The sequence below is a fragment of the Bacillus sp. V33-4 genome (assembly GCF_002860225.1).
In the GTDB taxonomy this organism is placed as follows: Bacteria; Bacillota; Bacilli; order Bacillales; family Cytobacillaceae; genus Bacillus_BJ; species Bacillus_BJ canaveralius.
Genome location: NZ_PGVC01000056.1, coordinates 1 through 20,951, shown reverse-complemented (window position 1 = coordinate 20,951; position 20,951 = coordinate 1). Strand labels below are relative to the sequence as shown.

The 20,951-nt window shown below is 45.6% G+C and carries 19 protein-coding genes; 2 read left to right on the top strand and 17 right to left on the bottom strand.

What is annotated here, in order from left to right:
• Positions 1 to 6 precede the first annotated feature (6 nt).
• Both CVD23_RS18555 and CVD23_RS18550 read left to right on the top strand, forming a co-directional pair.
• On the top strand, positions 7 to 759 hold the full coding sequence (locus CVD23_RS18555) for a phosphonate ABC transporter ATP-binding protein (protein ID WP_101666808.1): 753 nt from the start codon (positions 7 to 9) through the stop codon (positions 757 to 759).
• Positions 759 to 2,390 (top strand): PhnE/PtxC family ABC transporter permease, encoded by a 1,632-nt coding sequence (locus CVD23_RS18550; protein ID WP_101666807.1) that lies wholly within the window; start codon positions 759 to 761, stop codon positions 2,388 to 2,390. The genes CVD23_RS18555 and CVD23_RS18550 overlap by 1 nt, the downstream gene beginning before the upstream one ends.
• 349 nt (positions 2,391 to 2,739) lie before the next feature.
• Here CVD23_RS18550 and CVD23_RS18540 read toward each other — a convergent pair whose 3' ends face one another.
• The 17 genes from CVD23_RS18540 to CVD23_RS18460 form a co-directional block, all read right to left on the bottom strand.
• Entirely contained in the window at positions 2,740 to 3,903 is a 1,164-nt protein-coding gene (locus tag CVD23_RS18540; protein ID WP_180955725.1) for a homogentisate 1,2-dioxygenase, read from the bottom strand.
• Complete coding sequence (locus CVD23_RS18535; RefSeq protein WP_101666805.1) at positions 3,884 to 4,834, bottom strand: fumarylacetoacetate hydrolase family protein; 951 nt, start codon at positions 4,832 to 4,834, stop codon at positions 3,884 to 3,886. The genes CVD23_RS18540 and CVD23_RS18535 overlap by 20 nt, the downstream gene beginning before the upstream one ends.
• A gap of 9 nt (positions 4,835 to 4,843) precedes the next feature.
• Positions 4,844 to 5,458, bottom strand: a complete 615-nt coding sequence (locus tag CVD23_RS18530; RefSeq protein WP_101666804.1) for a flavin reductase family protein — start codon at positions 5,456 to 5,458, stop codon at positions 4,844 to 4,846.
• A gap of 1 nt (position 5,459) precedes the next feature.
• Entirely contained in the window at positions 5,460 to 6,554 is a 1,095-nt protein-coding gene (gene hisC, locus CVD23_RS18525; protein WP_101666803.1) for a histidinol-phosphate transaminase, read from the bottom strand.
• 49 nt (positions 6,555 to 6,603) lie between these two features.
• Positions 6,604 to 7,719, bottom strand: a complete 1,116-nt coding sequence (gene hppD / locus CVD23_RS18520) for a 4-hydroxyphenylpyruvate dioxygenase (RefSeq protein WP_101666802.1) — start codon at positions 7,717 to 7,719, stop codon at positions 6,604 to 6,606.
• Between the two features lie 114 nt (positions 7,720 to 7,833).
• Positions 7,834 to 9,273 (bottom strand): dihydrolipoyl dehydrogenase, encoded by a 1,440-nt coding sequence (lpdA, locus tag CVD23_RS18515; protein ID WP_101666801.1) that lies wholly within the window; start codon positions 9,271 to 9,273, stop codon positions 7,834 to 7,836.
• Positions 9,273 to 10,457 carry a dihydrolipoamide acetyltransferase family protein gene (locus CVD23_RS18510; RefSeq protein ID WP_101666800.1) on the bottom strand — a complete coding sequence of 395 codons (1,185 nt, stop codon included), beginning with the start codon at positions 10,455 to 10,457 and terminating at the stop codon, positions 9,273 to 9,275. The genes lpdA and CVD23_RS18510 overlap by 1 nt, the downstream gene beginning before the upstream one ends.
• Before the next feature lie 11 nt (positions 10,458 to 10,468).
• Entirely contained in the window at positions 10,469 to 11,464 is a 996-nt protein-coding gene (locus CVD23_RS18505; RefSeq protein WP_101577572.1) for an alpha-ketoacid dehydrogenase subunit beta, read from the bottom strand.
• On the bottom strand, positions 11,461 to 12,531 hold the full coding sequence (pdhA, locus tag CVD23_RS18500) for a pyruvate dehydrogenase (acetyl-transferring) E1 component subunit alpha (protein WP_101577573.1): 1,071 nt from the start codon (positions 12,529 to 12,531) through the stop codon (positions 11,461 to 11,463). Before pdhA ends, CVD23_RS18505 begins: the two co-directional genes overlap by 4 nt.
• 69 nt (positions 12,532 to 12,600) lie before the next feature.
• The gene (locus CVD23_RS18495) at positions 12,601 to 13,707 is read right to left on the bottom strand and encodes a Leu/Phe/Val dehydrogenase (protein WP_101666799.1); all 1,107 of its coding nucleotides are present in this window, start codon (positions 13,705 to 13,707) and stop codon (positions 12,601 to 12,603) included.
• A gap of 80 nt (positions 13,708 to 13,787) precedes the next feature.
• On the bottom strand, positions 13,788 to 14,177 hold the full coding sequence (locus CVD23_RS18490) for a thioesterase family protein (RefSeq protein WP_101666798.1): 390 nt from the start codon (positions 14,175 to 14,177) through the stop codon (positions 13,788 to 13,790).
• Between the two features lie 214 nt (positions 14,178 to 14,391).
• Positions 14,392 to 15,186: an ABC transporter ATP-binding protein gene (locus tag CVD23_RS18485; RefSeq protein WP_101577576.1), complete on the bottom strand. Its 795-nt coding sequence runs from the start codon at positions 15,184 to 15,186 to the stop codon at positions 14,392 to 14,394.
• On the bottom strand, positions 15,164 to 16,192 hold the full coding sequence (locus CVD23_RS18480) for an ABC transporter permease (protein WP_101666797.1): 1,029 nt from the start codon (positions 16,190 to 16,192) through the stop codon (positions 15,164 to 15,166). The genes CVD23_RS18485 and CVD23_RS18480 overlap by 23 nt, the downstream gene beginning before the upstream one ends.
• A 17-nt stretch (positions 16,193 to 16,209) precedes the next feature.
• Positions 16,210 to 17,217: an ABC transporter substrate-binding protein gene (locus CVD23_RS18475; protein ID WP_101666796.1), complete on the bottom strand. Its 1,008-nt coding sequence runs from the start codon at positions 17,215 to 17,217 to the stop codon at positions 16,210 to 16,212.
• 245 nt (positions 17,218 to 17,462) lie between these two features.
• A complete protein-coding gene (locus tag CVD23_RS18470; RefSeq protein ID WP_101666795.1) occupies positions 17,463 to 18,410 on the bottom strand; it encodes an NAD(P)H-dependent flavin oxidoreductase in 948 nt (315 codons plus the stop codon).
• 38 nt (positions 18,411 to 18,448) lie between these two features.
• Positions 18,449 to 19,324: a phenylacetic acid degradation operon negative regulatory protein PaaX gene (gene paaX / locus CVD23_RS18465; protein WP_101666794.1), complete on the bottom strand. Its 876-nt coding sequence runs from the start codon at positions 19,322 to 19,324 to the stop codon at positions 18,449 to 18,451.
• Between the two features lie 152 nt (positions 19,325 to 19,476).
• Complete coding sequence (locus CVD23_RS18460) at positions 19,477 to 20,688, bottom strand: acetyl-CoA C-acyltransferase (RefSeq protein WP_101666793.1); 1,212 nt, start codon at positions 20,686 to 20,688, stop codon at positions 19,477 to 19,479.
• Positions 20,689 to 20,951 lie beyond the last annotated feature (263 nt).

Sequence of the window (20,951 nt, the reverse complement as noted above, 5' to 3'; positions counted from 1 at the left end):
AGAAAAATGCAATCCGAGACAGTCATCAAGACGAATCAACTCGCCAAAAGCTATGATGGAAAAACGGTATTATCTGACCTATCACTCTCTGTTACGCGCGGAGAGCTGGTCGCCGTCATCGGACCGAGCGGTGCAGGAAAAACAACCTTGCTCAATTTATTAGCTCTGATTGAGGATCCTGACGGCGGAACCCTTTTAATTGACGGACAAGCTCCAAGTAAAATCAAAGGCCGCAAACAAAGAGCGAAAAAAATCGGCGTCATTCGCCAGCAGTTTGACCTTGTTAACGAACTGGCGGTCATTCATAACACGCTCGCGGGCAAATTGGCCGAATGGGGCTTCTTTAAATCGCTGTTTTCACTCGTTTTTCCTCGAGAAAAAAACCTGGCTAAACAGGCATTAACAAGAGTCGGGCTGCTTGATAAAATGTTTACCCGGACCTCAAAGCTTTCCGGCGGGGAGCAGCAGCGTGTGGCTATGGCGAGGCTGCTCCTGCAAAAACCGGAGATCATCTTGGCGGATGAACCGGTTGCGTCGCTCGACCCGGCTCGCGCCGAAGATGTCCTTTCCATGCTGACAAGCCTTGTCCGGGAAGAACAGCAAACACTGGTGAGCAGTCTCCATTCAGTCGACTATGCCCGAAAATATTTCACCAGGATTATCGGAATCCGTAAAGGGCAGATTCTTTTTGATCGGCCGGCATCTGCAGTAACCGATGCTGAATTAAAGAGCCTTTATGAAATAAAGGAGCTGAGCTGATGCGAAAAATGATTGACAGCTTGCAATTTCATAAAAAGCTGCTGCTTACGCTTCTGCTCAGCTTTATTTTTATTTTGAGCCTGACTGGAGTCAATTGGAATGAAGAGCTCGTTCATCATGGCGGGGCCGCAACATTGGCCCAGCTTTTTGAATCCCTGCTTCAGCCTGACCTATCACCTCGGATATTATTATTGGGGATTTCTTCAACCGGAATAACGCTTGCATATGCAGTAGCGGGGATGACGCTTGCGATTCTTCTCGCTTTTTTGTTTGGAATTTTCGCGTCAGGAGTTCTATCGGACGGCAAAAAGCTGGCTTTCCTTTCAAATGGCTTTTTCAGAGGCATTCTTGGTTTTATGAGGGCGATTCATGAACTGATTTGGGCATGGTTATTTGTTGCGGCCTTTGGCTTGACCCCGTTCAGTGCGATTTTTGCCCTGGCGATTCCTTATGGCGGGATCCTTGGCAAAATCTTTGCTGATATGTTGAATGACGTGCCGCAAAAACCAATCGAAGCACTGAAAGCTGCAGGTGCCTCCAAGCTCCAATGCCTGCTTTATGGTTACTTCCCTGCCGTGCGCTCAAACATGATCAGCTATACGATGTACCGGTTCGAATGTGCGATCCGGTCATCAGCGATTATGAGCTTTGTCGGCCTTGGCGGATTAGGATACCAACTCCAATTATCTCTAGACGATCTAAACTATTCCGAAGTTTGGACGTTTATGTTTTTCCTAATCGCGATTGTTGTGCTAGTTGATCTTTGGAGCAACCAGATCAGGAACAGCTTCTTGGATGATAAAGCACGACCTTATCAAGGGAAGATTTCGCTGCTTTTTGCCGCTCTGCTCATGATAGGCTCATGGTTATTTATCACAGTTGTCGAAAAGGCTAGTTTAATTGGGCTTTTCACTGAAAAGAATCTAAACCATGCGGTACAGTTTGTAAGAGGATTGATGGGAATCGGTGAAGAACTTCCTGCCTTTGCAAGCTGGGAAAGCTGGAGCGATGCATTGGCGTTAACCTTTGACACGTTCATGATGAGCATCATGGCGATTGGCTTTGCGACCATCGCCATGTTTTTGACCGTGATCCCGGCTGCAAGCAAAATCGCGAATGGATCACTCACGATGAATAAAGGCTGGTATGGAAGGGTATTCTTTGTGATTGTCCGCAGCATCTATATTTTTAGCAGAGCGGTACCGGAACTTGTTTGGGCAATGATCATTATTTTTATATTTAAACCCGGTATCCTTCCTGGAGCGATCGCGCTTGCTCTCCATAACTTTGGCATTCTTGGCAAATTATGTGCCGAGGTCATTGAGGACATTGACACTGGGCCAATCCGCAATCTCAGCTTAAGCGGAGCGAGCCGCAGCCAGCTTTTCATCTACGGAATCATACCAGCTGTGATGCCGAAATTTCTTACCTTTATCCTCTATCGCTGGGAAGTGATTATGCGGACCACCATCATCGTCGGCTTTGTCGGTGCAGGCGGCCTTGGCCAGCAATTTAAAATGAGCATGAGTTATTTCCATTACTCGGACATTACTTTGATCATTTTTTGTTACCTAATATTAGTTTTTATCGCAGATTCCGTTTCAGAGCTAATGCGGAAAGCAGCAAAATAAGCTAATGTGGCATTCGAAGATGGATGTTGGTCACGTATCTGTGTAAACTTTGCTTCGAACGGCCATCTTATCCGCGAAAAATTTCATATATCCGCGATTTTTCCCAATATATCCGCGAAAATGATTGATATATCCGCGAAAATGGTTGATATACCCGCGAAAATGATATATCCGCGGAAATCTTGATATATCCGCGGAAATGGTTGATATATCCGCGATAATCTTGATATATCCGCGAAAAATTTCATATATCCGCGAAAAGCAAAATCCCGGACCGCGCTCCGGGATTTTGCTTTTTTAATATGCTTCGATACATACACATACCTATTCTAAAGATTGCTATCGATGTTTATTCCTGAATCCACGAAAACATATAATTTTCATCTTCAATCGCGGTCGCCTTTTTTACAACCTTCAATGGCTTAAACGTATCAATCATCACGGCGAGTTCAAGCGTCTCCTTTTTGCCGATGCTTGCTTCCGTTTTTCCTGGATGGGGTCCGTGCGGTATTCCGCTTGGATGTAGGGTAATCGATCCTTCCTTGATCCCTTTTCTGCTCATGAAATTGCCGGCGACGTAATAAAGAAGCTCATCGCTATTTACATTGCTGTGATAATAAGGAGCCGGTATCGCTTCAGGATGGTAATCGTAAAGCCGCGGGACAAATGAGCAGACGACAAAATTATCACCTTCAAATGTTTGGTGAACGGGCGGCGGCTGATGGATCCGGCCGGTTATCGGCTCAAAATCGCTGATGTTAAAAGCCCACGGGTACAAGTATCCGTCCCAGCCGACTACATCAAGCGGATGATGGTAGAGCAGATGGGCATGAAGATAGCCGCGCGATTTTGTCATAACTCGATACTCGCCGCGGTCATCATGCGTTTCGAGCACTTCCGGCCCGCGGATATCCCGCTCGCAAAACGGACTGTGTTCAAGCAGTTGTCCATATTCATTGCGGTACCGTCGCGGCGTCGTAATTTCGCTGAATGACTCGACCAATAAAATTTTTGTTTCCTGGCCTGCGTCCGGGACCAGCCGATATATCGTTCCAATCGGAATCACGACATAATCCCCCGGGCGATAAGTAATCGTTCCAAACATCGTCTCCAATTTACCGGAACCATAATGAATATAAAGCATTTCATCGCCATCACCATTTCGATAAAAGCTTTCCATCGGCTTTGAGACGTTAATGGCGCCAATCAACAAATCGTCGTTTCCCAATAAATAGTGTCGACCCGTTAATGCGTCACTGCTTTCTTCCAATTTATCTGTATAAAAATGACGATGGCTTAAAGGATGATCCTCTTCGTATTCAGGCAAATACTTGCCGGCCAGCTCTGACTTTGCCACTTCGGTTGGCATGTAGTGGTGATACAGAATCGATTGGGTTCCGGAAAACCCTTTTGTGCCCATCACCTGCTCCCTGAAGAGCGAGCCATCTTCTTTTTTAAAAATGGTATGCCGCTTTGCCGGAATTGTACCCATTTTACGGTAATACATTGTCATCCATCTCCCCCTGATCCGCAATTATATTTCTTAATACGCCGAGCCCCGTTATTTCGAGGGCTACCTCATCTCCGGGCTCAAGCCAGCGGTGGACCTCTTGGCCGAGCTCAAGCAGGCAGCCGCTTCCAACCGTCCCGGAACCGATCACCTCTCCTGCATACAGTGCCACACTGTCAGATGCCCTATGAATCAGTTCGGGAAAAGAAAAATAAAGTTCCTTCATATTCCCTTTTGACAATTCCCTGCCGTTGACGGTCGCTTTCATCTTGAGGTTATAGTTTTTTGCCAGTCTATATGGTTCCAATTCATCCCTTGTCACGATATAAGGCCCAAGTGAGGTCGCGAAATCCTTTCCTTTCGCAGGTCCAAGTCCAACTTTCATTTCCTGGCGCTGCAGATCCCGGGCGCTCCAATCGTTCATGATGCAGTAGCCAAAAATATGTTCCTCTGCTTCCTCAGGCTTAATATTTTTTCCGCCTATCCCAATCACACAGGCGATTTCAAGCTCATAATCGAGCCATTGGCATTTCGCAGGCTTATGGACCGGCTCATCCGGGCCGATAACGGCAAGATGGTTGGAAAAGTAAAACACGGGAATCTCGTACCACTCAGGAATCATCTCAAGACCGCGGTTGTGCCTTGCATTTTTTACATGGTCTTCAAAAGCATAGAAATCGCGAACGCTGCATGGATTCGGCAGAGGCGCTTTTAGTGCAACTTCGCCGAGTGGGTATGTTCCCCAATCGGTTTTTGTGAAGATTGGAAGGGAACGTACATGGTCCATGAAAAGGGAATGGTCCTGAATGAAATCCAGCATATTATTTGGAAGCACACCATTGGAAACCTCATGCATATCGACAACCAGATCTTCTCCCTGCAGCCACCCTGCCCCGACTGCACCATCTTTCTTTTTAAAGGTCACAAATTTCATTCATGTCACCTACTCCCTTTTCCGGATCAGTTCAAACGTCTCTGCAAGTGGCTTCGTATAAATATTGCCGGCCATTCGACCGATTGGGTTTAGCTTATCTGTGCGAATCCGCCCTTTTTCATAAAGTTCGTCAGCTACGCCGACGTGGATCACTTCTCCAATGACAAGGCTGCCGGCTCCTGGCAGCTCTCCAAAATGAAGCAATTGATGGAGCCGGCATTCCATATGAACTTTACTTTCTTTGACGCGGGGCGGCCTGACTGAAAAGCTCGCTTCCTTTGTCAGTTTGGCTGCAATGAATTCGTCGACTTCGGAAGAGAATTCTGTCGCGCAATCATTCATTTGCACGGCCATTTCTTCACTGACAATATTGATCACGAACTGCTTCGTTTCTTCAATATTTACGAGTGTATCCTTTTTCTCTCCATCCGCGCCACGCCTCATCGGCGAAAAGCATATCAGCATCGGCTCGGCACTGATTGCGGTGAAAAAACTGAACGGCGCCAAATTGGCGATTCCTTCTTCACTTACCGTTGAGACAAAAGCAATTGGCCGCGGCAAGATTGAACCGATCAGCAGCTTATACGCTTCCTTCCAGTCGAGATTTCCGGGCATTAACTCCATGTCAGCCTGCCCCCAGTCCTGATATGATACTCAAAACATGTTGATTATCTTCCCGGGTTCCAATCGTCATTCTGAAAGCCTCAACGTTCCCCCCAACGTGAACAGGCCGGACGCTGATGCCATTTTCCAGTAGCGTCATGGCGACATTTGCGCCGCGTTCGCTTCTATAAAAAAACAAGAAATTTGTCTCTGACGGGTAGGTTAAAAATCCTGACTTTTCAAGCTCAGTGCGAACAAAGTCTCGCTCGATCCGATTTTTTTCTTTGCTGTCGCTGATAAAAGCTTGATCTTCCAAAGCAGCACAAGCAGCTATCTGGGCAAGCCCATTCACATTAAAAACATCCTTGACCTTTTTCAGCTGAGCTGCGGTCCCGGAATCCATCAAGCCGTAGCCGACCCTGAGTGCAGCAAGCCCGTAAATTTTTGAAAATGTCCTTAAAATAACTAAATTCGGAAAAACATCGAGAAGCGGAACAGTCTCTAAAAATTCCTGTTCTGAAACATATTCATAATACGCTTCATCCAAGACAATCAGTATATGTGCCGGGATGTTTTCGATAAAATCAAGCAATTCATCTTTTTTTACAATCGTGCCGGTTGGGTTGTTTGGATTGCATATGAATACCATCTTGGTACGTTCCGTGCAAGCCTTTATCATCGCTTGTAAATCATGGACACCATCCAACAGGGGAACTTGAACGGGTCTGCCCCCTTCGATCGCTACATTTGTAAAATACCTCGGGAACGTCAGATCAGCCATGACGGCTTCATCACCATTATTTATGTAAGCTCTTGTTAACAGGCGAATCATCTCTTCAGATCCATTTCCAACCACGATATTGTTTGTGGAAATGCTGTAGAGGCTTGCAAGTTTGCCAGTCAGTGTAGCCACCAAGCCGTCTGGATAATAATTGAGCGTCTGCAAGCCTGTCGTTATCGCGGCAGGCACAGCGGCTGAGCAGCCGTATACGTTTTCATTATCCGCCATTTTTCTTAATCTGCTTAGCCGATACTGTTCAATCACTTCTTTTTCCGATTTACCAAGCATATAAGGGGCAATGCTTTCAATTTGCGGGCGGATTTTTACTTTGTTCATAAGTGCACCTCTTTAAAAAAAGGGGGATTTCTCTCCCCCGCTATTATTTTTATAAATTTCCGCGTTTTGCCTGCTCGCGTTCAATCGATTCAAACAATGCCTTAAAGTTGCCTTCGCCAAAACCGCGGGCTCCTTTTCGCTGGATAATTTCGATAAATAATGTCGGTCTGTCGACGATCGGTTTTGTAAAGATCTGCAGCAAGTAGCCTTCATCATCGCGATCGACGAGAATATTAAACTCCCTCAGCTTATCAATCTCCTCATCTATTTTTCCGACTCGTTCTGTCAACATCTCATAATAGGAGTCAGGGGTTGACAGGAATTCCACACCATTGTTGCGGAGAACGCGGACGGTCTCGACGATGTCCTCTGTTAAAATCGCCAGGTGCTGGACGCCCGGCCCATTATAAAACTCGAGGTACTCTTGAATTTGCGATTTTCTTTTTCCTTCTGCCGGCTCATTAATCGGAAACTTAATGCGGCCGCCGTTGTGCATCACTTTTGACATAAGTGCCGAGTATTCCGTACTGATGTCCTTATCGGTAAAATGCGTCATTTCCTTAAAGCCCATCACATTGGCATAATAGCTAACCCACTCTTCCATTCGCTCGACATTTCCGACAACATGGTCAATCCCGATGAAACCCGCATCCTCAAACGGAGTTTTCGTTTCATATCGCTCATAGCCGGGTATAAACACACCGTGATAGTCATTACGCTCAACAAGCGTGTGAATTGTATCGCCATATGTACCGATCACGGCTTTTTTAACAATCCCGTCTTCATCTTTAAGTTCATATGGAGGAGTGATTTCGATCGCCCCGCGTGAGACCGCCTCGCTGTAGGCCTTTTCAACATTATCGACCGTAAGCGCAATATCCTTTACACCATCGCCATGCTTTTTTACAAAGGAGGCAATCCGGCTGTTTTCTGTCAATGCACCTGTGATAACAAGCCTGATTTTTCGCTGCTGAAGCACATATGATACTGTTTCGCGGTTTCCAGTCTCAAGTCCTGAATAAGCAACAGGCTTAAAGCCGAATGCTGTACAGAAGTAATGGCTGGCCTGCTTGGCATTGCCTGAATAGATCTCAAGATAGTCAACCTCTTTTACCGGGAAAAAGTCTTCGATCACTGCTTGCGATTTCAATGTATTTTCTTGCATATCAAAACCTCCTGTTAAAAGTTATTAATATTCAGAATTAATAGTAAAGTATTCTTTATCTTTTTTTCAAGAGCGTCATGTAAAGCTATAATGCTTCTATGCAGTAAAGATCAACTAGCTTTTCACCTTTTCTTTCCGCTGTGGAGGTGCTAAATGAATTGCATTCCCTTTTATGGCTTCAACTGCCTCCAACAGGGCTTCATTGACGCTCGGATGCGGATAGTGCGGGAATATCAAGTCTTCATCCCTTGCCGCCATCTCCATGGCAATCGTTCCTGCTGAAATCAACTCAACTGCTCCAAAACCAAATATATGAACGCCTAGTAGAATATCGTTTTTTTTATCAAAAATTACTTTTACAAAGCCGGCGCGCTGATCGTGAATCGCCGCATACCCATTTGCTGCGAGCGGAAATTGACTTGTTACAATCTCATACCCTTCTGTTATCGCATCCGCTTCAGTCAAACCGGCAGCCGCGATCGGCGGAATCGTATGAACAATCATCGGCAGCAGGTTTAAATCAACCTCTGCAGCTTGGCCGGCAATCGTTTCCGCCGCCGTTTTTCCTTGCTTAATCGCTTTGACCGCAAGTGCCGGCCCTGCGGTAACATCACCAATCGCAAAAACATTGCTTTTCGACGTTCGGCATTGTTCATCAATATTCACATAGCCGTCCCCCTTCATCTCCACTCCTATTCTATCAAGCCCCAGTTCTTCAAGATTAGGCTTTGACGCTAAAGAAATGCACAAATGCGATCCTTGCAAATCCAAAGTTTCCTTTTCTGTTTGCAAAACGATTTTCACTTTCGCATTTTCAACAGTCACGGTTTGCAGAGCGACATCTTTGATCACTTTTATGCCGTTCTTTTTCAAAATCCGTTTTAATTCGCGATTAATTGACGCATCAAAAGAAAAATCATGTTTACGCTCTTCGAGAATAATTGTGACATCAGCGCCAAATTGTTTAAAGCTGACTGCGGTTTCAAGCGCGATATAATCGCTGCCGTAAACCAGCAGTTTTTCAGGGACGATTTGGATTGACGTGATGCTTCTTCCCGTAAAAATCCGTTCCCCGTCATATGGAATCACTTCAGGAATGACTGGAGTGCCGCCTGTTGCAATGATCGCGTTTCTGTATTGAAAAACCTCATAATGGTCGCCATTTTCGACGGCGATTCTGTCTCCTGGCAAAAAACAAGCGGAGCCGTGTACAATCTCAATTTTGTTGTCTTTACAGAGCGCCGCAACCCCGGCATGAAGCTGGTTGACCACTTTATTTTTATGATTGGTAAGCTCGGCCAAATCGAATTCAGTCTCTCCGGTACGGATTCCAAACAAGGCCGAATTGCCAATCATATGCAGTTGTGCGGCTGCCGCAGCCAGCACCTTTGACGGGATACAGCCACTGTGGAGACAGACACCGCCAAGCTTTTCCTTTTCAATGATCACAACAGACCTGCCGAGCTGCGCTGCCCGAATCGCCGCATTATATCCGCCCGGGCCGCCGCCGATGACGATCACATCACATTCTTGAACAAGTTCGCCAACTACCATTAGACCATCTCCAACACAAGCATTTTCGGATTTTCGATCAGCTCGGCTAATCGATTTGTAAAGCGGACGGCTGTTGCACCATCTGCGACACGATGGTCAAATGACATCGAAATATTCATGATCGATCGAATCGCAATTTCATCGTCACCGATGACAACCGGCATTTTCTTCGTTTTATGAAAAGAAACTAACGCTACTTCGGGGTGCTGAATGATCGGGGTCGCACCCAAGCTGCCGCCAAGAGGCCCGACATTGCTGACGGTAAAACTTCCGCCCGTTATTTCGCTTATCTTCAGTTCATTTTTAAGTGCCTTCTCTGTTAGTTCTTTTACCTCGTCATGAATCGTGCGAATCGTTTTGTTTTTGACATCGCGGATCACTGGGACAATCAAGCCATCTTCTGCATCAATCGCCAAGCCGATATGATGATCCGTTTTGATGTCGATCATTTCTGTCTCTTCATTTAAAACGGCGTTAAAGATCGGAAAATCCTTTAATGCCAGCGATAAAGCTTTGATAAAAAATGACGTCGCCGAAATATATTGCCTGGTGGTTTTTAATTCCTCGCGAAATTTGATCAGTTCAGTTACATCGATTTCTTCAAAATGGGTGCAATGCGGAATGGTATAGATAGATTGGACCATTTTTTTGGCAATTTGTTTTCGTCTGCCGCGGAATGGAATCGATTTTGCAGGTATGGCTTGCGGCCTGTCTGAGGTGTGGCTATCAAATGTAAGATTCGCTTCTTCTTTGTGCGGATGTGCTTTTAGCTTTGCATGGCGGATTACATCCTCATCGGTTATTCTTCCGCCCGGCCCCGAACCGGTAACACCCTCAATCGATACTCCTTGTTCACGCGCGATTTTCCTCGTATAAGGGGCGGCCAAAATTCGTTTCGAAAGTTTGGCCGCAGCAGCAACTGGTTGCTGCTTTTTCGCGTCTGGAAGTGCTGCAGTTTCTAAAATAAACAAGGTGGAGCCGACTTTGACCGTCTGACCTTGTTGTACGAGCAATTCCTTGACAACCCCCGCGCTTGGAGCCGGGATTTCAGCGGTCATTTTATCGGTTTGCACCTCTGCCAGTGCCTCGTCTTCTTTGACCGTATCGCCCGGCTTCACGAACAGGAAGTTGATTTCCGCTTCTGTCATCCCTTCGCCGATATCATGCAGCTTTACTTCGACCATCGTTTCCCCTCCTAAAACTTGATTACTTTTTCGATCGCCTTGATAATGCGCTGTGGGGTCGGCAAATAGTGGTCTTCAAAGCCGAAGTAAGGAACAGGAGCATCGAAACCGGTGACCCGCTCTGCCGGTGCTTTTTGATAGAGGAAAGACGTATCGTTAATGATCGAGATGATATCATTCCCAACCCCGCTCGTCGCATGTGCTTCATGAACGATTACCGTCCGGCCTGTGTTTTGGACAGACTCGGCAATGATTTCTTTATCGAGCGGATAAAGGCTCCGCAAGTCGATGACATCACATCCGACTCCTTTTCCTTCCATTTCTTTCGCCGCCTTCATTGCAACCGGAACCATTGCGCCCCAGGCAATGACAGTCACATCCGCGCCTTCCCTGAGCTTTTTTCCTTTCCCAATTTCAACCCTGTATTTACCTTCAGGGACTTCTTCGCGCACCGAGCGGTAGCTTCGCATCGGTTCTAAAAACAAGACTGGATCCGGATCCTCGATTGCGGCAATAAGCAGACCTTTCGCATCGTATGGATTGGATGGGCAGACAACTTTGATGCCTGGCATATGCGTAAACAAGGCCTCTGTGCTGTCACAATGAATTTCAGGGGCTCTAACTCCTGCTCCATATGGGGCCCTGATCACGATCGGCACGGTAAAATGCCCCATTGTCCGCATTCGCAGCCTGGTCGCATGGGTCATAATTTGCTCATAGGCCGGATAAATAAAACCAAGAAATTGAATTTCGATGACCGGCATGAACCCATTCACTGCCATCCCGATCGCCGCCCCGACAAATCCGGCTTCACTTAGTGGTGTATCCATGACCCTCTCTTCCCCGTATTTTTCCTGGAGCCCATCAGTAGCGCGGAAAACCCCGCCGTTCTTTCCGATATCTTCACCGAGAAGAATGACTTCCTCTCTTTCCTTCAGCATGATATCAAGGCCATCCGTGATCGCTTGCACCATCGTCAGCATGTTTGTTTTTATTGCCGTTGTCATGTTGGTATACCTCCGAGAAGCTTGAGATAGTCATCTTTTTGCTCTTGCAGCGTCCATGTCGGCACAGCAAAAACGTGGTCGAAAATATCGGCAGGATTTGCAGGAGGAAAAGCCTCCATTTCTTTCACTGCCTGGTCGACTTCCCGGGCAGCTTCCTCCTCAGCCTTTTTGACAAAATCCGTATCATAAAATCCTTCGTTTTTCATCCAGCATTCAAGACGCAGAATTGGGTCGTCATAACTTCTTCTTTCCTGACTCTCCTGCTGGTTACGGTATTTGGAAGGATCGTCTGCAGTTGTGTGGGGGCCGTACCGCCACGTTACTGCTTCGATCAGAGTTGGACCATCGCCATTTCTTGCCCTCTGCAGTGCTTTTAAAGTCTGAAAATAGGCCGCGAACACATCGTTGCCATTAATCCTGACTCCCGGGATATCATAGGCAAGCACTTTTTGGGCAATCGTCTTCGTATTCATTTGCTTGTCAAGCGGAACCGAAATCGCGTACTGGTTGTTTTGATTAAAAAAGACAACTGGTGCTTTACAAACGCTGGCAAAGTTGAGGCCTTCGTGAAAATCGCCTTCAGAAGTGGCTCCATCGCCAAAATAAACGATTGCTGCATTTTTCGTTCCCTTCAGTTTTTCCGCCAATGCAGCTCCGGCGGCATGGGGAAGCTGGGTGGCAATCGGAATCGCAGGCGGGAAAATTTTCTTTCCCTTTGGAGGAATACAGCCTTCATTCCGGCCATTCCAGAACAACAAAATGCTTTTTAAAGAGTGTCCAAATGTCATTGTGGCCCCATGGTCCCGATAGGTCGGGAAAAGCCAGTCCTCTTCATTCAGCGCATGGACACTGCCAACCTGGGCTGCTTCCTGCCCTTCAAATGGTGCATATGTGCCGATTCGTCCCTGCCGCTGTAAACTGACGGCTTTCCGGTCAAACGTCCTGAGCCGAATCATGTTCTGCAAAAAATCGCAGGCAAGCTCCTTTGTCAGCAATTCCTTGTATTCGGCTGAAACTACATTTCCGTCTTGATCAATCACTTCAAAAATCGGGAATTGGTTTTCCATCCTTCACACCCTCGCCGTGATTATATTTAAGATTAATACTTTAGTAATATTGTTTAATAGCGAAAAAAATTACGTCCTGACAGCCCACTTAGGACGTTTCATGTGAGAGAAAAAGCTATTTCGTCGTGTTCTCGCTTCAATTCGCTGTTCACAGAAATGGTTGGCCGCTTCTACGGTCGTAATGCCTGTTTCTGTGGAATGCTTGTAAATATTTAAAAGAGAATTATAGATTGCTTTCGTTTTTCGGAGCACGCGCTCTTTATTGGGAGTATAGAGCTCATCCGCAACCTGGATGAGGCCGCCTGCATTTACGATATAATCGGGAGCGTATAAGATCCCTTTTTCTTGAAGCATCTGCCCGTGATGGAGCTCGAGAAGCTGGTTATTCGCCGAGCCAACGACTGCTTTAACCTTCATGACCTCAATGGTTTGATCATTGACAATCCCGCCCATTGCACATGGAACAAAGACATCGGCATCCGCCGCATAAATTTCATCACTCTTGATCACTTTTAAGGCAGTGCCAAGCGATTTTGCCTTTAAGATCAATTTCGCAATCGCATTTTCGTTAATGTCAGCAACAAATAAGTCGCACCCTTCCTCCAGGAGACGTTCCGCCACCTTTAGCCCCACCTTGCCAAGACCCTGGATTGCATAACTTTTTCCGGATAAATCATCAGTTCCCCACACCGCATGATTGGTTGCCTGCAGCCCGTAAATGACTCCCTGTGCCGTCGGTACCGACGAGTCGCCGCTCCCGCCGTACACTTCATCGGCACCCACAATACAGTTCGTTTCTTTTAAAGCGTGAATAAAGTCCTCCGGGCTTGTTCCCATGTCCGTTCCTGTATAAAATCGCCCATTGAGGGACTCAACAAACTGGCCAAACGCCCTGAAAAGTTCCGGGCTTTTATCCGTTTGTGGATCACCGATAATCACTGCTTTACCGCCGCCAAAATCAACATCAGCGGCAGCACATTTATACGTCATTCCTTTTGACAGACGCAGAACATCCTCCAATGCATCATCGACAGTCCGATAAGGAAACATCCGGCAGCCGCCGAGCGCCGGCCCGAGTCTTGTGCTGTGTATAGCAATGATCGCACGCAATCCGGTCACTTCATCATTGCAAAATACAACCTGCTCGTGCTCGCAAATTTGTTCAAAGATATCCATCTGTGTTCCTCCTAAGCATAAATGATAACGCTTTCATTTTTATAGAAAATAATAACCCTCCAGTTGTGGGCTCAGGCTTGCTAAATGTCTTCAACTAACTCTCTTATTCTATCTTTTGATAAAATAACCTGGGTTACTTCTCCGATCCCGATCAGCTCCTTTTCGTTTTGGGCTGATACTTTTGTGATCACTTTATTATTTTTCAATCCAATCACCTCTGCGGTGATGGTAAGCTGTGACCCTGCCGGACTCGGGGCAAGATGCTTTGCTTTGACCTCCGATCCCATGCCTTCTTCATCTTCTTCAAGAAAGGGCAGAATAATTTGTCTTGAAGCCCACTCCATATGGTAAATCATCGTCACAGTCGAATAAGTGCGATGCACAATTTCCCCAGCAAAACGGGCATACATCTCCGGAGTAACAACAACCTTTATCGTCACCCCGTCTCCGATTCTTAAACCGGGCTTCATCCCATTCCCCCTCGCTTTTTCTCTAAAACAGATAACTATTACTCATTAAATATGTATGACGTATATTTAACGATATAATAACATTTCGTATGTTTAATAGTCAATTAATTATAAATATTTATTAAAATCTGATTTTTATTTACTTATCTAAAGCATAAGAAAAGAAAAAGGATTAAATTAGGAGCAACCGCTAATCAATCCTTTTTCTTTTCTTTTATGTGAGCAGAGCTCTGTCATTGGCCATTTTTGAACCTTTGATTCTCTGGAATTCGAGCAGCAGGCTTTCAATTGTGAGCTTTTTCTTGTCGCTTTCATCGACCTCAAGGATGATCTCACCATTATCCATCATGATCAGCCGGTTCCCTAAATCGAGAGCCTGCTGCATGTTGTGGGTCACCATTAATGTCGTCAATCCGTATCTCTCCACAATTTCTTTTGTCAAATTCGTAATCAATTCAGCCCGTGACGGATCAAGGGCGGCTGTATGCTCATCCAAAAGTAGGATCGCAGGATCGGTAAAAGTTGCCATTAGCAACGATAAAGCTTGTCGTTCCCCGCCGGAAAGCATACCCACCTTTGCATTTAACCTGTTTTCGAGGCCGAGATGCAGGGATTCGAGAACTTCACGAAAATACTCTTTCCTTTTTCTCGTCACGCCCCGCTTTAATGTTCTTGATTTATTGCGTGCATAAGCCATTGCCAGATTCTCTTCAATCGTCATGCTTGGAGCTGTTCCTGCCATTGGATCCTGAAAGACCCTGCCGATTAATTTAGCGCGCTGATATTCCGGAATCGACGTGACATTCTCCCCGTCAATATGAACCTCGCCAAGATCGGGGAGAAGAACGCCGGAAATGATATTCATTAAAGTCGACTTTCCTGCGCCATTGCTGCCGATGACCGTGACAAAATCGCCTTTGTTAAGATGCAGGTTCAAATTGTTCAGAGCGATTTTTTCATCGGGGGTGCCTTCATTGAATACCTGGTTAATCTGATTTAAGCGCAGCATTCGCCTCACCCTTCCTTTCAGCACCTACATTAAGCAGTTCGACTCGTTCTGCATGTCTTCGTTTTTTTCTTTTCCGATCACGGTAGCCTTCCATTACTTTCGGAGTGATCAATGCCAAAATGACAATCGCTGCGGTGATCAGCTTCATGTCGCCCGCTTCAAGAAACTCGACTCTCAACGCCAGGGTAACCACAATTCGATAAATAATTGCTCCGCCAATGACAGCGAGTGTTGTTCTCGCAATCGTTTTCGTTCCAAATATCGCCTCACCGATTATGACAGAAGCTAGCCCGATAATGATGATGCCAATTCCCATGCCAACGTCTGCGTATCCTCCCTGCTGGGCGATTAGCGCTCCCGAAAAAGCAACCATCGCATTCGACAAGCCAAGGCCGATAATAACCATCGCATTCGTGTTGGCAGATAAACTGCGGATCATCCTTTTATTATCACCGGTAGCTCTTAAAGCCAGGCCGATCTCCGTTTTTAAAAACCAGTCTGTGAAAAGCTTAAAAGCAAGAGTAACGATCAGCATGAACAATAAAATTCCCCATGTTCGCGGTAAGCTGCCTCCGAGCCCGACTGCAGTCAAAATCCCGTTAATAAAACCATCAAGACCGATTTCGGCGGACGACTCACTGACATTTGTCAGCGCCGTTTCCGTATTTAAGAGCGGAATATTTGATTTACCCATAATCCTCAGATTGATTGAATATAAGGCGATCATCATTAAAATACCGGACAGCAGGGCATTGATCTTCCCGAACGTATGAAGAATTCCTGTCAGGCAGCCAGCCGCAAATCCGGCAATCAGGGCGGTAAATGTGGCCATCAACGGATTTACGCCTGCGACAATCATCGTTGCAGCAACTGCTGCACCGGTTACAAAGCTGCCATCCACCGTCAAATCAGGAAAGTCAAGAATTCGAAAGGATAAATAAACACCTAAAGCCATAATCGCATAAATGATCCCCGATTCAAACGCTCCAAAAATTGCTGTAAACAATGAAAACCATCCTCTCCTTATTCACCTTCATAAAACTCTGCAATCTCTTCCCATTCCGGTTTCAATTCAAGTCCTTGTGCTTCAGCAACTTCCTTATTAATCACAAGCTTCAAACTATCAGGCAGCTCAACTGGAATCTCTGAAGGCTTTTTGTCACCTTTTAAAATCAGTGCTGCCATCAGCCCGGTTTGGTAACCAATATCATAGTATTCAAAGCCGCTCGCTGCGATGGCGCCACGCTTCATCGAATCCAATTCACCAACGAAAAGAGGAATCTTTTCATTGTTTGCGACAGTAATTACGGACTCGAGGGCAGAAACAACTGTATTGTCGGTAGGAATATAAATCGCATCGACACGTCCCACCAATGACTCGGCAGCTTGCTTTACTTCAGCCGAATTGGAAACGGATGCTTCGACTACCTCCGCATCGTTCTTTTCAGCCAACTCTTTCACTTGTGTGACCTGGACTTCGGAATTTTGTTCGCCGGAATTATAGATGACGCCTATTTTCTTGGCGCCTACTTCTTTTGTAATGAAATCAATCGTTTGCTTCGTTGCATCAGGATGATTATCGGTTGTGCCCGTAATATTTTCTCCCGGTTTATCAAACGCTTCAACAAGCCCGGCGCCAACAGGATCCGTAACAGACGTAAATAAAATCGGGATATCCTTTGTTGCATTAAGCGCGCTGACAGCACTCGGGGTTGCGTTGGCAAAAATCAAATCAACACCATCCCCGACAAAGTTGTTGGCAATCGTTTGTGGATTATTCGGGTCACCCTGTGCATTCTGGAAATCAAATTCAACATTTTCTCCTTCTTTAAAGCCTTCATCTTCAAGCGCCTTCTTAAAACCTTCGGTCGCTGCATCCAACGATGGATGTGGTGCATACTGGGTTAAACCAATTTTATACGTTTCTTTTTCTCCCCCAGCAGCAGGCTCCTTTGCTGTTTCATTGCCGCAACCTGCTAGTAAAAGCACCCCCGTTAATAGTAATGAGAAAATTTGTGCCGATTTTTTCATTTTAATCCCCCTCGTTAATAAAAATATTTTTATCCGGCTAACCTGATAAAAGAAGTAAGCCGGTTACCAAAAATATGTAATCGTTTTCAATTTAATATGATATTAACTATAGGTACCGTGAATACAACGTTATATTATCATTATTTTTCTTTATAAGTCAATAATATTCCGAAAATTAAATATAATTAAAAAACTTTTTCTAAAAAAAAAACAGCCAATAAGCTTGGCTGACCATAAATTTTATATTAAACGAGTTGCCTTGCCCTTTTTATAGCTGTTCGGGCCTCACTTACCATTCTTTCTAACAACTCCGAGACAGTCGGGATATCGTTAATTAGACCAGAAATTTGCCCGCCATTCATAAAACCGTTTGCTTCCTTGCCCTCAAGTGCCCCGATTTTATGAAATTCTTCAGATGTGAGCATATTGAATTGTTGAACCGTAATGCCCTTCTTTTCTTCAATCAAAAGTTTGCGGGCATATTCTGTGTCCATGACCCTTCTTATTTTCCCGAAAGTCCGGCCGACAATGAGCGTGTCATGATCCGCAGCTTGCAGGAGCTTTTGCTTATAATTGTCATGAAAAGGGGCTTCCTTTGTGGCAATCAACCTTGTTCCCATTTGCACCCCGCTTGCTCCAAGCGCAAGCATCGCCGCAAGACCATTGCCGTCGCCAATCCCACCAGCAGCAACAACAGGAATTTGGACATTGGCAACGATTTGTGGAATTAGCGTCAGCGTCGTCGTCTCAAGATTTGAGTTAATGCCGGCGGCCTCATAGCCTTCTGCTACAAGTATATCTGCACCAGCCTCTTCCGCTTTCCTGGCATGCTGGACAGACGCAACGACAGAAACCACTTTGATCCCATGCTCATGAAATTTTGGAATGAACGGAGTCGGATTTCCTGCGGATAAAGATACCGCATATACTCCGTGCTTGATAAGGAGCGCGCCGATTTCCTTTACATGCGGGGATACGGAAAGAGCAATATTGACCGCAAAAGGCTTTGTCGTTCTATTCTTCGTGTCGATGATAATCTTTTCGAGCTCACCCGGCTCCATCGTGCCGGCACCGATTGTGCCTAGACCGCCTGCTTCAGATACGGCCGCCGTCAACGGCGCATTGCTGATATTGCCCATGCCGCCCTGAATAATTGGATATTTAATGTTCAGGAGTGAAGTTAATTGATTCACATGAAAAACTCCTTTGTCTGATTGTCCGGTCTTGCTCATTAATCAATAATAAAAGGATGATCAAGGACATCATAATCTTCATGGCGGTTCTTTAGTTCGTTCCCTTCCTTAAAAACCGTTTCAAAAAAGCATGATGCAGGTTCGGCCAGTTCCTTATAATAATCGCTGAATAATGCAGCTGCATGGCTGCCGAGCCACCTTTCCGGCAACAACTCCTCAGGCAGTCCCGGGTCAAAGAACAAAAATTTCCGGTATTCGTGCACGAGCTTCGTTCTTTCAACAAAGCATTCGGCATCAGACATTTGCCCTTTGGAAATTTTATTTTTATCAATAATATACTTTTGGCTGTACTCGCTAATAAACTCCTGGTAGCGGTCATTAATTTCCTGCAGGTCCCAGCTTTTTTCGACTAATTTGACGTTTTCGTGGGGGCCGTCATATTCCGCTACAAAAAAGTCAACATACGGTTCAATGCCGTACTTCTCAATCAGATCGTACACTTGTTTTTCAAGATTGTTGGCGGAAATCCAGCAGCTATTGGAAATTGTCCCGAAACCACTCCACACCAACTCTTTTCTTAGTTCATCCCTAACGGCCCTGATTTCTTCCGGGATCGTGTACATCAGGATGCGCCATTTCCCGTCCCACTTTTCCGGCTTTAATTTAAAAATCCGCTTAGCAGCCTCTTCGATCCGCTTTTCACCGCGGGGTGTTAATGAATAGTAGCTTTTATTGCCGATTTTTTCGGCCTGAACCCAGCCTTGCTTGTTCATTCGTGAAATCGCCGCCCTGACAGATTGATCATTATGGCCAAATTCATGCAACAAACGGATCAGGCTTCCGGTCCAAATTTTACTTCCATAGTGGGATATGTAATCTCCATATAAGGTAAAAATCATTGATCTTGTATTCAATGTCTGTTCATCCTCATTTCATCATGCTTCTATATCGGTAAAATTCCGTCATATTGTCATTCTACAAGATTCGTGATTATTTTCAAAATATTTTATTTTTTCGAATGACTGGATAGCGCAATTCTGGATTTCAGAAACTAAATTCCGATTCATCATTCATTCCCGTCAAGATTTTCGACAATGGTGGCAATCCCCTGGCCAACGCCGACACACATCGTCGCCAGGCCATACTTAATGTTGCGCTTTTTCATTTCATAAAGGAGTGTTGTCATGATCCTTGCCCCGCTTGCGCCAAGGGGGTGTCCAAGTGATATCGCTCCGCCGTTTACATTGACAATTCGCGGATCCAGCTGCAGTTCGCTAATACAGGCCAGCGACTGGGAGGCGAACGCTTCATTCAATTCGACCAGCCCGATATCATGGATAGATAATCCTGCTCTTTGCAATGCTTTTCTGACTGCGGCAACAGGTCCCATGCCCATGACTGACGGGTGGACGCCCGCCACAGCCGAAGCAATATATTTCGCAAGCGGTCTTATTCCTTGGGCTTTTGCCCGCTCGGCAGCCATCAATAATAAAGCAGAAGCACCATCATTGACACCGGACGCATTTCCGGCTGTCACAGTTCCTCCAGGGAATAACGGTTTTAATTTTGCCAGAGCTTCGATTGTCATTCCGGGGCGTGGGTGTTCATCTTCGCTAACCTTTATCTGCCTCCCTTTTCGGTCGACAGAAACAACCGGGATCAACTCATCATTAAACCGGCCGGACTTGATAGCTGATTGTGTTCGCAACTGACTTTCCAAGGCAAATTGATCCTGTTCTTGCCGGGAAATCCCGTATTGCTTTGCGACATTTTCAGCCGTTTCCGGCATGCTCTCAGAACCGTACATGCTTTGAAGCTGCTGATTAATAAAGCGCCAGCCAATCGTCGTATCAAACAACTCGATATTGCCGCGCGGAAAATCATTTTCCGGCTTTGCAGATACATATGGGGCTCTTGTCATGCTTTCTGTCCCGCCGGCTACATAGATGTCACCCTCCCCTGTAATAATCGCCCTGGCAGCATAATTGACAGCATCCAAACCGGAACCGCACAAGCGGTTAATCGTAGTTCCAGCCACTTCTACCGGAAGGCCTGCCAATAAGGCTGACATTTTTGCAACATTACGGTTATCCTCCCCCGCCTGATTGGCATTCCCTAAGACTACTTCTTCAATATCGCCCGGATTTATGTCCGGGTGCCTGGCGGTCAAAGCTTTTATCACAATTGCCCCAAGATCATCCGGCCTGACGCTTTTTAAGGCTCCTTTATATTTTCCGACCGGCGTCCGTACAGCATCAACAATATAAACTTCCCTCACAAAAAGACCCCTTTCCCTGTTTGATTACTGTTAATAAGCATAACGTTTTATTATCGAAACGAATTAAAATGGTTATATATTATAATATCATATTAGCAAGTTAAAAATATAGAAAATTCAAATAGTTTTAATCGCGATTTCAAAAACATTATAAAACGGTGTACCTGTAAATCTATATGATGCATGTGAAAAACTAGGTCTTGTAGAGTAGAAAACAGGAATTAGATATTGTCTTCTTGTCCTCGGGTTTCAGGGTGTTCCAC